At 40.6% G+C, this 14546-nt stretch carries 16 protein-coding genes; 4 read left to right on the top strand and 12 right to left on the bottom strand.

Annotated elements, in window-relative coordinates; translation table 11 throughout:
• Positions 1-95: 95 nt before the first annotated feature.
• The 4 genes from AC1Q59_RS03945 to AC1Q59_RS03930 form a co-directional block, all read right to left on the bottom strand.
• A complete protein-coding gene (locus tag AC1Q59_RS03945) occupies positions 96-986 on the bottom strand; it encodes a superoxide dismutase (protein WP_492364485.1) in 891 nt (296 codons plus the stop codon).
• Positions 987-1105: 119 nt separating this feature from the next.
• Positions 1106-1525, bottom strand: coding sequence for a hypothetical protein (locus AC1Q59_RS03940; RefSeq protein WP_492364484.1), 420 nt, complete (start codon positions 1523-1525; stop codon positions 1106-1108).
• An 83-nt stretch (positions 1526-1608) separates the two neighbouring features.
• Positions 1609-2196 carry an SMC-Scp complex subunit ScpB gene (gene scpB, locus AC1Q59_RS03935; protein ID WP_492364483.1) on the bottom strand — a complete coding sequence of 196 codons (588 nt, stop codon included), beginning with the start codon at positions 2194-2196 and terminating at the stop codon, positions 1609-1611.
• A 55-nt stretch (positions 2197-2251) separates the two neighbouring features.
• A complete protein-coding gene (locus AC1Q59_RS03930; protein ID WP_492364482.1) occupies positions 2252-3004 on the bottom strand; it encodes a segregation/condensation protein A in 753 nt (250 codons plus the stop codon).
• A 218-nt stretch (positions 3005-3222) separates the two neighbouring features.
• On the opposite strand from AC1Q59_RS03930, the gene AC1Q59_RS03925 reads away from it, so the two are divergent.
• A complete protein-coding gene (locus tag AC1Q59_RS03925; RefSeq protein WP_492364481.1) occupies positions 3223-3312 on the top strand; it encodes a YjcZ family sporulation protein in 90 nt (29 codons plus the stop codon).
• 148 nt (positions 3313-3460) lie between these two features.
• Positions 3461-3982, top strand: coding sequence for a DUF309 domain-containing protein (locus tag AC1Q59_RS03920; RefSeq protein ID WP_492364480.1), 522 nt, complete (start codon positions 3461-3463; stop codon positions 3980-3982).
• Positions 3983-4003: 21 nt separating this feature from the next.
• On the opposite strand, the gene AC1Q59_RS03915 is transcribed toward AC1Q59_RS03920, so the two are convergent.
• The 8 genes from AC1Q59_RS03915 to AC1Q59_RS03880 all read right to left on the bottom strand — a co-directional run bounded on the left by AC1Q59_RS03915 (position 4004) and on the right by AC1Q59_RS03880 (position 11192).
• Entirely contained in the window at positions 4004-4348 is a 345-nt protein-coding gene (locus AC1Q59_RS03915) for a GNAT family N-acetyltransferase (RefSeq protein ID WP_492364479.1), read from the bottom strand.
• A gap of 365 nt (positions 4349-4713) precedes the next feature.
• Entirely contained in the window at positions 4714-6033 is a 1320-nt protein-coding gene (gene lysA / locus AC1Q59_RS03910) for a diaminopimelate decarboxylase (protein WP_492364478.1), read from the bottom strand.
• 194 nt (positions 6034-6227) lie between these two features.
• Complete coding sequence (locus AC1Q59_RS03905; protein WP_492364477.1) at positions 6228-7703, bottom strand: spore germination protein; 1476 nt, start codon at positions 7701-7703, stop codon at positions 6228-6230.
• On the bottom strand, positions 7696-8265 hold the full coding sequence (gene spoVAEA, locus AC1Q59_RS03900; RefSeq protein ID WP_492364476.1) for a stage V sporulation protein SpoVABEA: 570 nt from the start codon (positions 8263-8265) through the stop codon (positions 7696-7698). The genes AC1Q59_RS03905 and spoVAEA overlap by 8 nt, the downstream gene beginning before the upstream one ends.
• Before the next feature lie 92 nt (positions 8266-8357).
• Complete coding sequence (locus AC1Q59_RS03895) at positions 8358-8780, bottom strand: stage V sporulation protein AB (protein WP_492364475.1); 423 nt, start codon at positions 8778-8780, stop codon at positions 8358-8360.
• Positions 8767-9387, bottom strand: a complete 621-nt coding sequence (locus tag AC1Q59_RS03890) for a stage V sporulation protein AA (protein ID WP_492364474.1) — start codon at positions 9385-9387, stop codon at positions 8767-8769. The genes AC1Q59_RS03895 and AC1Q59_RS03890 overlap by 14 nt, the downstream gene beginning before the upstream one ends.
• A gap of 195 nt (positions 9388-9582) precedes the next feature.
• Positions 9583-10188: a nucleotidyltransferase family protein gene (locus tag AC1Q59_RS03885; RefSeq protein WP_492364473.1), complete on the bottom strand. Its 606-nt coding sequence runs from the start codon at positions 10186-10188 to the stop codon at positions 9583-9585.
• Positions 10185-11192 carry an XdhC family protein gene (locus AC1Q59_RS03880; RefSeq protein ID WP_492364472.1) on the bottom strand — a complete coding sequence of 336 codons (1008 nt, stop codon included), beginning with the start codon at positions 11190-11192 and terminating at the stop codon, positions 10185-10187. Before AC1Q59_RS03880 ends, AC1Q59_RS03885 begins: the two co-directional genes overlap by 4 nt.
• A 181-nt stretch (positions 11193-11373) precedes the next feature.
• Between AC1Q59_RS03880 and AC1Q59_RS03875 the strand changes: the two genes are divergently transcribed.
• Together AC1Q59_RS03875 and AC1Q59_RS03870 are read left to right on the top strand one after the other, a co-directional pair.
• Positions 11374-13719 carry a xanthine dehydrogenase family protein molybdopterin-binding subunit gene (locus AC1Q59_RS03875; protein ID WP_492364471.1) on the top strand — a complete coding sequence of 782 codons (2346 nt, stop codon included), beginning with the start codon at positions 11374-11376 and terminating at the stop codon, positions 13717-13719.
• Positions 13716-14546, top strand: a complete 831-nt coding sequence (locus AC1Q59_RS03870) for an FAD binding domain-containing protein (RefSeq protein WP_492364470.1) — start codon at positions 13716-13718, stop codon at positions 14544-14546. The genes AC1Q59_RS03875 and AC1Q59_RS03870 overlap by 4 nt, the downstream gene beginning before the upstream one ends.

The raw sequence follows: 14546 nt of genomic DNA, 5'->3' as shown, positions 1-14546 counted from the left end.
TTAATGTTTGTACAATTTTATGCGGGACAAGTGTATATATTACAAAAAACGCAAAAGGCGGTAAACATGGTTTCCGCCTTTTGTTCCTATAAATATTAATATGGCTTCCATTTTAGATTAGAAGCTTCTTGAAAGCGGTTTTCAGCGTCTTTCCAATTCACAATATTCCACCACTGACCTACATATTCTCCGCGATTATTCTTATACTGCAGATAGTAGGCATGTTCCCAAACATCAAGAACCAGCAATGGAATGGTATCCCACTGCGTTAAAAGCATATGTCGTTCCGATTGGAGAATTTCAAGATGACGCGATCTTGGAGACCAGACAAGAATAGCCCAGCCAACTCCTTCAACCTGTTTAGCTGCTTCAGAAAATTGCTTTTTAAATGATTCAAAGCTGCCAAAATATTTTTCTATTTGCTCTAGGAGTCTGCCGGTTGGCTGCCCGCCCCCTTTTGGCTTCATATTATTCCAAAATATTGTGTGGAGATAGTGCCCAGAACCGTGAAAAGCAAGCTCACGGGACCAATGCTTGATTAATGAAAAGTCACCTGACTTCCTAGCCTCTTGAAGCGCCTTTTCCGCCTTGTTTAATCCGTCCACATAGGATTTATGGTGTTTATCATGATGCAGCCTCATGATTTCCTCTGAAATATAAGGCTCAAGGGCATCATAAGCATAAGGCAGCGGCGGCAGTGTATGGAAACCCGGGGCAATACTCGGCTCATTTATATAAATATGCCCGATATTTTGCCTCTCGATGAAGTATCGTTCCATCTCGGAATGAAGCTCTTCCATATGTTCCTGCAATGATAGTAATTCTTCAGTATTCAGCGGATTTTGAATCCCATCCATAATCGCGGTAAAATGATTCATTCGTTCCCATAGATCATTATGCTTTTCCACATTCTCCGATTCTAGAAATTGCCGCATTTCCTTGTTCCACTTGGAAACATCCTTTAAGTATTCCTCCATGCTGCTCATCAAATCCCTCTTTCCATTAGATATCCGTGATATCGTATGAAACCAGGGATGAAAAATTGCCTATTTACCTTTGTACAAAAAGAAAAGCAGCTAAATATAGCTGCTAAAATGATATATTGTTATTGAGGCTGAACAATAAATTCTAAGGGAGAGCGCAATTCGAACACTTGTTGTTTTTCAAGTGATTGGAACAGGCTTTCAATTTTCGAAAAGTCTATATCTTGAAAATAAGATGCAAATTCGTTTTTGGAATTAATGTAGACCCGCTTGCGATGCCTGAACTCAGGATTCTTTATTAAGCATACAAGTGCAGCAATATCTTTTAGCTCCACATCGCGTGATCCTGCCTTAAAAAGCGGGTTAGACGCAAAAGGGGTAAATTCATTTGCTAATTCCTCAAAGTATCGCACATAAAGTACATGTAAGGTTTTATCTTGTCCATTATCCTCAAAAGTGATCTCACTTCGGTTAAAAAAATCCTCTGATGTATTTGATTTTTCTTTTTCAAGTTCATAGCCTTTACATTCTTTAATAAGCATGCCATACCCTCCAAGAATAGTTCCCTGAAATTTTCTTAATATTCTCCAAATCTATCTTAACATATTTACCCCGTAGGAACTGCTTATGCGTCAAACGTTTCTTTAAATTTATCAAAAAATAAATCAGCTTCTTCCTGGTGGAATTCATCGTCATCTTTTTCAAGAATCTGCGGAAGCTCATCAATATTCTTTAGTCCAAAATGATCCAGAAACTCTTTTGTTGTCCCATAAAGATAGGCCCGCCCAGCCCCTTCAGCTCTTCCTACTTCCTTGATCAGCGCCTTTGCTGCCAAGGTATGGATGGGACGTTCCGATTTCACACCTCTTATATCCTCAATTTCTGTTCTTGTGATCGGCTGTTTATAGGCTATAATGGCAAGTGTTTCAAGTGCTGCCTGAGAAAGGCTGGCCGTCGCAGGAGAAACAACAAGCCTCTTTATGTAGACTGAGTTTTCCTTTTTTGTTGCAAGCTGAAACGTTCCTGCCACTTCCATAATCATAATTCCGCGATCCGCTTGATTATTATATTCCTCTATTAACTCTTTCATAATGGACTCCGCTTGCCAATCATCCACTTCAAGGACGTGGGCAATTTGTTTTAACGAAAGTCCTTCATCCCCAGCTGTAAAAAGAAGACTTTCCACAATCCCTTTCCAATTAACAATTTCCAAAGTTGACAGCACCTTTCCTAAAAAGTCAGAATGAATTCAAATAGCTTGAAATTAGCTAAATGGCCCTTAGGAAAATTTCAGAAAAGTTCCCTTCCTGTTCGATATGAATTTCCTTGCGTTTAATCAGCTCCAGCACAGCTAAAAAGGTGACAACAATCTCCTCACGGCGAGGCTCGTGAAACAGATCACTAAAGCTGCTGCGTCCTTTTACTTTTTTAAGTCCGCTGAGAATCTCTGTCATCTTCTTTTCAATTGGAATTTCCTGACGGGCAATTTTAGTTGATAATGGCTTTTGCAATTTTGCCCTTCGCATTAATTTTTGAAAAGCACCAATCATATCATAAATGGTGACATTCAAATCTGCTTTTTCCGTCTGTATTTCCTTGGCGTAGTCTGACAGATCGCTTGGAGGCTTCGTGAACATTAAGCTTCTCTCCTGCTCCAATTCCTTCAGCTCAATGGCAGCCTCTTTATATTTTCGATATTCAACTAGTTTTTCAACGAGCTCGTCCATAGGATTTTCATCCTGGTCCCCACTGTAATCTTCATCAAATACTTCTTCCTCATGCTTTGGAAGCAGCATCTTGCTTTTGATCGCAAGCAAAGTAGCCGCCATGACCAGATATTCGCTGGCAACGTCTAGCTGCAGTTCCTGCATAGTATGAATATATAATAAATATTGCTCTGTAATTTCAGCTACAGGAATATCATAAATATCGATTTCAAGACGATTAATCAAATGAAGCAATAAATCGAGCGGTCCCTCAAATGCATCAATCTTAACATTATAATGCAAAACATCCTGCATAACTTTCCCACCATAACTTTAATTTCCGTCCATAACGGCTATTATTAAGTATAAATTAAAGGAAGCACAGTTCCAATAGAAATTTAACTCCAATGAAATGAAGGGCATTAGCATAATTACTGGAGAAAAATAATGAATCCGCCCATACGAATCAGCCGGGGCCTACATATGATGATTTTGTAAGACGAATGAGAATGACAAACAGGAGGTATGAATATATGTCTCAAGGATGCGGTTTTGGAACTGGCTTTGCGTTGATTGTTGTGTTGTTTATTCTATTGATAATTGTTGGGGCTTCTTGGTTCTAAATCGAATAGCTAAAAGCAGCTGCTAAGCCGCTAAAGCTAGGAAGCAGTCTCAAAATATAATATTTACCATAAGCCCGGCTCCATAGCCGGGTTTTTCATATGTATGGTAAGATAAACATACCATTGTTTAAGAAAAGAGGTGAAAAGGGTGTATCCAAAGGAATATATCCATTACTTAATCCACTTCCATGGCGATCGGGATTACTTTGAATGTCATGAGATCCTAGAAGAATATTGGAAAAAAACTGATCCAGGGAATAAAGAATCCATCTGGGTAGGTTTTATCCAGCTAGCCGTTGCCAGTTACCATCATAGGCGCAAGAACTTCAAGGGAGCCGAGAGAACATTAGGAAAATCCATTCACATTTTCAATCAATCTATTGACAGGTTAGAAGAATTTGGGCTCGATCCAGACAGATTTCAAAAAGATCTTTCCTATATGAAAAAACAAATACAAGAAAAGGCAAGCTACACCAGCTATTGTTTCCCTTTTAGTGATCTAAAACTGGTTACCCAATGTAAAAAAGAATGTCAAAAAAGAGGCTTAAAATGGGACTCTGACAGTGATTTAGAAAATGAGCATCTTATTCACAGGCACACCCTTAGAGACCGAAGCGAGGTCATTGAAGAAAGACTTCAGGCCTTGAATAAGAAAAAGACAGGGAGCTAATCACACCTGTCTTTTCGCTTTCTATATTTCGCATTTGCTGAGAAATGCTTCGGTATCTTCGTTTGGTTTCAGCGTTTTATTAGGAAACATGTCCCCCAAGGCTTTAACCATAGATTTGCCGATTCCCTGCTGCCGATGGGAAGGATTGACGGAAATGTGCCTAATCAAAATGGAATCCCCTTCAGTTAAAACACCCAGCAAACCGATAATATCATCATCTTCTTTCCATAAAAATAATTGAAGATTTTCTTCTGTTTCATATTGCTTCATCGTTTGCTGGAGGATTTTAAGATCTTTTTCATTTGGCATAAACGACATAAGACCCATGGCAATTTTTTCAAAAATCTTTTTATAGCGAATTAACATATTTATCCCTCATTATAATCGAACATTCAAATCTATTTTTTCCAAAACTTCTTTATTTCAAACTTTAATCATATAATATGTACGTGTCATCCTTATGTTCCTTAGAACTAAAGCTTATCGTGCTGGCGCTATGAAGAACCAATAGTATAATCCCCATCCTAAGCTCATCAAAAGAAGCAGCCCAAATAGAAGCCAGTTGTTTTTTTTCATAAAGCGACGATTACCCTCCTGTAGATATTCCAATGCTGTAAATTTTATATTATTTATACAATCATATTATATTATTTTACACCAATTACATTATGATTTCCATCTGAATAAAAAACCTTGCAATGAAAAAGCTGCCAGAATCGGCAGCTAGAATGTTAATTTTTAATTTTTTCCTTTATTGATAAGTCCAGCTTTACTAAGTCTTCATATGTTTCTCTTCTTACTACAAGTGTTGCCTCGCCATTTTCAACAAACACAACCGGCGGTCTTGGGATACGGTTATAATTATTTGCCATCGCATACCCATATGCACCTGTACAGAATACAGCAAGCAAATCATCACTTTCTGACTTTGGAAGCGGAAGATCCCAAATAAGCATGTCTCCAGATTCACAGCATTTTCCTGCAATTGAAACGGTTTCTTCTGGCTTTTCATTAGCACGATTCGCTAGTACAGCCTCATATTTTGCCTGATAAAGAGCCGGTCTAATATTATCAGTCATACCGCCGTCAACAGCTATATATTGTCTGACATTTGGCACTTCCTTTTTTGAGCCGATCTTATATAGGGTTGTACCAGCATCACCCACAAGAGAGCGTCCCGGTTCGATCCAGATTTCAGGCATATTCATAGAATATTGGGCTGCTTTCTTTTTCACTTCTTCGATGATTTCTGCTACATATTGAGCAGCTGGAAGCGGCTTATCTTCCTCCGTATAGCGAATGCCAAAGCCTCCCCCAAGATTTAAAACCTTAGATTCAAATCCATAGGCTTCCTTCCACTCATGAAGCTTTTCAAAAAGCTTTTGTGCAGCGACAATAAAACCTGTTGTTTCAAAAATCTGTGATCCAATATGGCAATGCAGTCCAAGTACTTCCACTCTTTCGGAGTCAAGTGCTTGTTTTAAGGCTTTTTCAGCTTGACCATTTTGCAAATCAAAGCCAAATTTTGAATCAGCCTGTCCTGTTAATATATAGTCATGGGTATGTGCCTCAATACCTGGTGTTACCCGTAAAAGTATTTTTGCCTTTTTCCCCATTTCATTACAAAGCGTACTTAATAGCTCTAATTCATAAAAATTATCGACAACAAAACAGCCAATTTCATGTGTTAAAGCCATCTCGATTTCTTCACGGCTTTTGTTATTACCATGAAAATGAATCCGTTCTACCGGAAAGCCAGCAGCAATTGCTGTATACAGCTCTCCTCCAGAAACCACATCAAGAGACAAGCCTTCCTGCTCAGCCAGCTGTACCATTGCAATGGTTGAGAAAGCTTTACTTGCGTAGGCAACCTGTGCTTTCACGCCAAGATTTTCAAAGGTTTCCTTGAAGCCTCTTGCCCGCTCCCTAATTAAAGCTACATCATACACATATAAGGGAGTTCCAAATTGTTCAGCAAGCTCTACTGTATCCAAGCCTCCAATTTCCAGGTGTCCTTTTGTGTTAATTTTTGAAGTTCCGTGAAAGTACATATGTTTCCCCTCTTCCTATGAAAACTTTTCTATATAGAAAAACCTTCAGAATTTTTTGAACATAGTTTTTTAGGGCAAAATAGACAGTAGTCTGATGTACTGTCTATTTTAAAACGATGTTTTTTAATTTTAAAAATACTTTATCATAAATTGACAAGCTTCGCAATTCAATACGGAAATTTGAATAAACCGCCCTACTGTGAAGGCTGCCTCTGCCTGTCAGCTGTGCGAGTAATGCTTGGACGAAGCCTTGCACCCGGAACAGCTCTGCGTATAAGGATCATCAGCAATGCCTTTGGATAAAACGGAATAAACGGCCATAAATATGGTGTTCCCAAAGGCTTTTTTGCCGCCTGCCATAAAATAAACAGCGTGATAATAATAACAAATCCCGGCACATGGAATAAGGCAACTGCGAGCAAGAAAATCAGCCTGGTTATTTTATTGGCAACACTTAATTCATAGCTTGGCGTTGTATAGGTACCGATCGCTGCTAGCGAAACATATAAAATCACCTCAGGCACAAATAGCCCTACATCAATGGCTATTTGCCCAATTAAAACAGCAGCAATCAAGCCCATCGCTGTGGCAAGAGGTGTCGGTGTATGTATAGCTGCCATTCTCAACACTTCAATTCCAAAATCAGCTAGGAATATCTGCCAAATCACTGGAACATTCGTTTCTTTATTTGGACCAATAAATGATAATGACTCCGGCAAAAGCGATGGCTCTAAAACAAATAAAAACCAAAGCGGCAATAGGAATAGTGAAGCAGCAATACCTAGGAATCTCATCCATCGTTCAAAAGTACCAACGGCAGGTGATTGCCGGTATTCCTCCGCATGCTGCATATGGTAGAAATACGTCGTCGGGGTAATAATGACGCTTGGAGACGTATCAACATAGACAAGAACATGACCCTCCAGAAGATGGGTTGAAGCAACGTCAGCTCTTTCTGTGTAGCGGACAAATGGGAAGGGATCATACCCCTGCTTGAAAAGGTATTCTTCAACCGTTTTATCTGCCATTGGTATTCCATCTAATTTGATCTTAGAGATTTCCTTCCTAATAATCTCTATTAAATCCGGATTGGCAATTCCATCAATGTAACCAATGGCTACGTCTGTTTTTGACCTCTCACCAACAGATGTGATTTCAAAGCGCAGCCGTTCATCTTTAATTCTTCTTCTGGTTAAAGCGGTATTGAGAATAATATTTTCTACAAAGCCATCTCTGGATCCGCGGATAACCTTTTCCGTATCCGGCTCCTGCGGTGTTCTGCCCGGATAGCTTCTGGTGTCGATCACAAAGGCCTCTTCTTCCCCTTCAACCAAAATAACAAGCAATCCGGAAAGAACCTGATCCACCAGCTCATCCATCGTTTTTACTCTTTCAACTGAGTTATGCACAATTCTGTTTTCAACGATTTCAAAAATTTTCGTTGAAACTTTTTCATTATCATTGATCTGAACAAGCTCTTCGATAATTTCAACGATAATAAGAGTATCTGTCAGCCCATTCACATAGTACATATGTACATCTTTGCGCAGGATTTTTAGCTTGCGAATGCCTAAATCAAAGCTTTTGCCAAGCCCGATTCGCTTTTCCATATATTTTTCTACTTCATTTAAGCTTTTAGGAATAGGCATTTTATTCTTGTTCTCAGCCATTGAAACCACTCCTTTCCAAAATAAGCTCAACCGCTTTCCTTGTGATTGGCGAACCCTTTTTGACATCATCTTTACCTGCCATTTTTCCAATATCTCCAATTCCAACAATGAGCGGAATGTTTAACTGGTCCAGGCAATAGACGGTATCTCCATTTAATCGGCCAATTTCCAGTTCAGGTACACCATATTTATCGACACCATATGGAGTGAGATCTCCATCACGGTCGATGCAGACATCTACTCTCGTCCACTCAGCCTGCTTAGTGCGGGCTGCAACCGCAATAATCCCTAGAACATGTATGTCTTTATGGCTAGCCACATATTTAAGCGCATTTTCTCCAGTCCCTTCTCCGACTATGCCGCTATCATCAAACATCGCAAAAACAGGGTCTGAGGCAGCCTTTTTAATGAGCTTCACAATGAGATTGCCATTAATCGGCGTTGGATTTCCATGTGATAAAGTTATACATGTTCCACCCACTTCTTTTGCAATAAGCTCGATTGATTTTCTTGCGTGATCGTCTCCATCTGTTATTAAAATAACGCGCCGCCGATCATCCATGTTTTTTATTCCTTTCTTGTTTATTAATGCCTAGAAGTCCGGGCATTTATGTGAGTGAATGACCATATTTAAATTTTCCAGCCATCCTTTTCCTATTTAACGAAATAGATCCACTGATACAGCGATCCAAAAATCTTGCCAAAAACGAATGCCATGAGCAGATAAACGATTTTTCCGTCAATCCCGATTCTTTTCGCCAGAATCGGAAAGACATTTAACACCTCTGTTAAAGCGGCAGCGAGCATGCCAATAAAGATGCCAGATGCCAGCCCTATCGGGATGAGAATATATTTGGTGATAGAAAAACTCGGTTCCCACAGGGTACCCAACCCCCCGCACACAGCTCCGAAAACAACAGCCAGCTCATAGTAACGGATCATTTTCATTGTTTTCGTCAGCTGGGTTAATCTTGGTATGACCCCCAATACGGCAAGGAACGCGACAAATCCTGCTCCCACCGCAAGTCCGCCCGCAAGGCCAATAAAAATAACAATGACAACATTAAATGTCGTCAATTTGCTTCATACTTTCTTTGTTTTCGTTCATGGCAACGTAATGGTCAAGATCCATTTGATAATTAAACATCTCTACCTCAAGCGGGCTCGGTTCTTCGTTCAGGCGTTTTTTAAAGATATGGTTAAAGAAAAGGATCATTCCCATTCCTAAGCCAATCGAATAGGGAATTTGAAAAACAAGCGGCTTTTCGTCCACTTCTCCTGTCAAAATCGTATAAATGCGCTGATGAACAATCCGCATGCTGACATCCTCATGGAAATTCATAATCGTCAAGGCTGCACCGATAAATAATAGAAGCCAGACGGACAGAAAGACTGGAAAGGATATCTTCTTCTTTTTTGAAATGACCCCTACAATGACTTGGGATGGACCGATGGTTTGGACATCAGCTCTAGGAAATGAATTTGTTATTAATTGAATAACCTTCATGACATCAATGACAACAATGTTATTGTCATTTTCAGACACTTGGTAGACATGTAATTTCTCCAGCTGACCATAGACTTCTTCATTAGCAATGATTTGTGCAATATCTTTTAAAATAATAGAATCGTTTTTCCTGACTTGAATCCGATGACGAAGACGAATATACACCGTTTGATCCATACGTTCACTTCCCAAAAAGATGTTTTCTTTGTACTTAGTAGTATGGATTACAACTATTAACTTCATGAAAACCAATATTTGGAGGTAATCTTTCTCGGAATGAAAAAGGTAAAATTCGTCCGCTGATTTCCGCTGTAATTAAAGGCAAAATTTACCAAACGGTAAAATAAAAAACGCCTGGGTTCATTCCAAGCGTTAAGAATACACAGATATAAACTTTAAATAATCTTGGTTTGTATCTAGATCTAGAAAGCTTCTTTCATCATTCATCGGAATGTGCTTTCCTTTCATAGCAGGATTCCTTAACAGGTCTTTGGCCCCTTTGTCACCTTCCAGCAGCAAAAGTCTTGCAAAAATTGATTTTCTAAAAAGAATAGGCGGCTGTATTTTCCCTTTATGATAGGAGGCTGCATAATCGCAGGCATGCTCCTTTTTAAAAACGTTTATTAGGGATTCCAGCATTTCAGCTGTTATAAACGGCTGATCCCCTAAAATGACCATTGAACCATCAAATTTCTCCCTTTGTGCCTGCAAGATGCCCCTTTTAAGCGACTCTGACATCCCCAAATGCGATTTGCTGCAGGGTAAAACTTTGCATTTAGGATTGGAAATGAGCTCATATGAAAGCCAATTTAGAGGATCATTCATTTTAGTGATAACAAATATCTTTTCTAGGGAAGTATGCAGGGCGGTCTTTAACGCCAGGCTTCCAACAGTAAGATTGCCAGCAGGTAACGATAGTTTGCATTGCCCCATACGGCGGCTTGTACCCGCAGCTAGATAAACCCCCGCCAGTTTCATAGTCGTTTTCCTCTTTTTGAAATGATCTCAGCCATAATACTGACCGCTATTTCCTCTGGTCCATCCGCCCCAATGCTTAGTCCAATTGGTGAATGCAGCCATTGGGGAATATCCCCGTCTAACAGGCGTTCTGTCCGTTTTCTTGAACCTAAAATTCCAACATAGTTTAGTTGAGCATCCTTGACGGCCTTTAAAATTTTCCTATCTCTTTGAAAATCGTGGGTCATAATAATGAGAGAGTCAAATATATCCAAATGCAACTGTCTGATTATCTGATCGATTTCACCAATCTGGAGCGATTTTGCAAAAGGAAAAAAGTCTCTTGAACAAAAGGCACTGCGCCAATCAAGAATATGAACTGAAAAACCTAATTGGTTGGCTAAGGAAGCCAAAAATCTCGAATCCTCTCCTGCTCCAGCCAGGTATAGTTCCTGTTTTGGCCAGATTATTTGTATAAATAAACGTTCTTCTTTAAAGTGATAAATTTTCGACATGGCAGTAAAGGGTAAACCATTATTCAGTAAATCACGATAAATTTCCGTAAATTCAGGGGTGCCGCTGAAATCGGCAGGCTGCATCTCGGCAACATAACCATAATGATCATGGCAATCCAATGATTGAAAAAAGAGAACGGGCCGCTTTTGCCGCAAAATAGCATTAATACTGGCTAATTGTTCACGAAACCGGCTGTCAATATCGCGGACGAATACAGAAATAACCCCGTTGCATCCTGCTCCAGCTCCCCAGCCAAGATCATCCTCAGAGCTTAGATCATATTCATAGATTTCAGCCTTTCCCGTTTGGAATAATTCTTCTGCCCGGATCATGACATCACTTTCCAGACAGCCTCCGCTAATCATGCCCATCTTTGATCCATCTCTGCTAATTAGCATTGATGTTCCCTCTTTTCGATAAGCTGATCCCTGAACCTGTACGACTTGAGCAAGTACTGTCGGCTGGTCGTCGTTTAGCGCGTGTCTAATCAGGTCCTGAAAACGATCCATATCCTCCCCCCTCAACCAATATCCAACATTCCACATGTTCTATTTCAAACACATTCATCATGAATGAGATTTTTGCAAATGGATAAAATAGGCATAATTGTACATATCGTCCATAACTATTATCATTTTATGCCATAAATATTTTTGTTAGCACCTGCCCGATGGGTAAGGAGGTTCAAGGATGAGCGAAAATCAGATCAGATCATCAGTCGGAAAGCCTGAACAAAGAATTGATACGGTCGAAAAAGCAGCTGGCACGCTTAGATATATTGGTGATTACACAGTACCAGGCCTTTTGCATGCGAAATTAGCAACAAGTACATATGCTCATGCAAAAATAAAATCGATAGATACAAAGGATGCTTGGGCAGTCAAAGGGGTGCGTGCAATAGTCACTGGAGATATGTTCCCTTATCATATCGGTCCTATTTTAGCGGACCGGCCCCCTTTAGCGTACGAAAAGGTCCGCTATTATGGAGAGCCGGTTGCGATTGTTGTCGCGGATCAGGAACATCAGGCAAAAAAAGCAGCCAATAAAATAAAGGTTGACTATGAGCCTCTTCCGGTTGTTAATTCCGTCAAGCAGGCTTTTCAAAGCGATGCACCGGTCATCCATGAAAACTTAGGCCAGTATACGAAAATCATCAGCAATGTTTATCCACAGGCTGGATCCAATATTGGCAGCCATATAAAGATTCGTAAAGGAGATTTTATTTCGGCATGGGAGAGTTGTGAAACGTCGGTAACAGCTAATTTTTCTTTTAACCTTTCCGATCATGCAGCATTAGAAACAAGAAGTGCAAGGGTTGAAATTAATCCAGCTGGAAAGGTGGTTATTCATTCCTGCACCCAATCCCCTTTTACGATTAAAAAGGTGTTAAATCAATTTTTCAACATCGAGGTCGGCAATATCATTGTCCATACGCCGATGCTTGGCGGTGCCTTCGGCGGAAAAGGCACGGTTCAATTAGAACCGCTTGCCTACTTGGCATCTGTCGCTGTCGGGGGCAAATTAGTAAAGCTGGATTATGATCGCGAAGAAGATATGATTACGGCCCCATGCCACATTGGACTTGATGCCACCATTAAACTGGGAGCGGATAAAAATGGCAAGCTGCTTGCCGGGCAATACACCTTTCTCATTGATTCCGGCGCTTATACTGATCAGGCTGCAGGAATTACAAGAGCAATGGCTCTCGACTGTACAGGGCCCTACCATATTGAAAATGTATGGTGTGATTCTTATTGCATGTACACCAACCATCCTTATGCTACGTCATTTAGAGGCTACGGACATCCTGAGCTGACATTTGCTGTCGAGCGGACAATGGACATGCTGGCGAAAAAATTAAATCTCGATCCAATCGACTTAAGAATTAAAAATGCGATTAAACCAGGACACACATCGCCCACACAGGCCGTCATCACCGCAAATAACATCGGGGATGCGAAGCAGTGCATCATTCGTGCCAAAGAACTCATAAATTGGGATGAAGGCATAAAGCAAGAGACCGGAAAAAATAAAATACGCACAAAAGGAATAAGCCTTTTTTGGAAAACGTCGACGACGGCGACTAATGCTCAGTCAGGAGCAGTCTTAACATTTGAAGCAGATGGGAGTGTCAACCTAAATACAGCAGCCATTGAGCTAGGACAAGGGGCAAAAACAATTCTCGCACAAATTGTCGCCGAAAAGCTCGGAATGGATATAAAAAAGGTCCATGTGACAATGGAATTGAATACGCAATATGATCCGCATCAATGGCGGACCGTTGCCTCTAGCACCACCTATTTAGCGGGGAGAGCCGTGGTTGCAGCCGCCGATGATGCGATTAAGCAGCTGAAAAAGACCGCCTCAATTGTTTTGCAATGTTCTGAGGATGATTTGGATCTGGGAGGCGGCAGGGTTTTTTTACGTCCAAACCCTGAGTATGGAGTAGAAATAAAGGATATTGCCTTAGGCTATAAATTTCCTAATGGCCACTCCATTGAAGGACAAGTCATCGGCAGAGGAAAATACATTCAAAGGCATTTAACACCAATGGATAAAGAAACTGGCTTTGGCAAGCCGGGGCCGTGGTGGTCTGTCGGCGCTCAAGCCGTTGAAGTCGAGTGGAATACAAAAGATTATACCTATAAAATTTTAAAGGCTGTCAATGTGCTTGATGGCGGAACCATTATTAATCCGGCAACCGCCACCCAGCAAATGCGCGGGGGCATGTATTTAGGCCTAAGCTTTGCCAGCCATGAATCGTTTTGTTTTGATGAGAACGGAGTTGTCTTAAACCCGCAGTTACGGGACTATCAAATGATCCGATTCGGTGAACATCCTGAATATATCGTAGATTTCATTGAATCTCCTGCTGCTGATGGCCCTTTCGGCGCCCGCGGCATTGGCGAATATGGGGTAATTGGGATGGCTGGCGCTCTTGGCAATGCACTAACGGCGGCTGCAGAAGCTGATTTAAATCATTTGCCCCTTACACCTGAATTAATTTGGATAGCAAAGAAGGGAACTAATCAATGATTGCCTTTGATTTTGAGTACTACAGGCCCGAATCCATTCAGGAGACGATTGAAATTTTTCAAAAACTCGACCAAAAAAAGAAGAAAGTCTGTTTCTTTTCTGGCGGAACTGAATTTATTACGTTTGCCCGTGTCCATCAGGTCCATGCTGATTCAGTCATTGATCTAAAGGGCATTCCTGAATGTACAGCGTTGGAAGGAAAGGAAAATGACCTTATTTTCGGTGCGTCCGTTCATTTAAATCAGCTTATCGAGGCTAATCTATTTCCCTTGCTTAGCCAAAACTTGAGAAATATTGCTGACCATACCTCCAGAAATAAAATTACGCTGGGTGGAAATTTAAATAGCAGATTAATGTACCGAGAAGGTATGCTGCCTCTTTTAGTTGCTGATGCAAAAGTGACAATGTATGGAATTGAAGGTCATGAGACACACCCTATTACACAGGTTTTTGGCAAACAATCTTCACTAAAGCATGGGCAATTTCTGACGCAAATTTCAATAGATGGTTCTTTTGCGAAAATGCCTTATCTTGCAATCAAGAGGACAAGGATATCAAAAATAGGCTATCCAATTGTGTCCATAGCTGCCCTAGTTAAAGATGAAAAGCTGCGCATTGCTTTTAGCGGGATATGCGAGTACCCTTTTCGATCGAGGAAAATAGAAGATATTTTAAATGATAAGGGATTGCCAGTCCATGAACGAATCGATAAAGCGGTCAGCTGTATACCTGGTCCAATGATTGACGATAGGCATGCTTCAGGGCAATATCGCAAATTTGTTTTACAAAATGTGTTAGAAGAAGCTATGGAGTTTTTGGAGGGGTGA

It is taken from the genome of Cytobacillus sp. MT66 (genome assembly GCF_058792595.1).
This window is presented reverse-complemented; position numbering and strand designations above follow the sequence as displayed.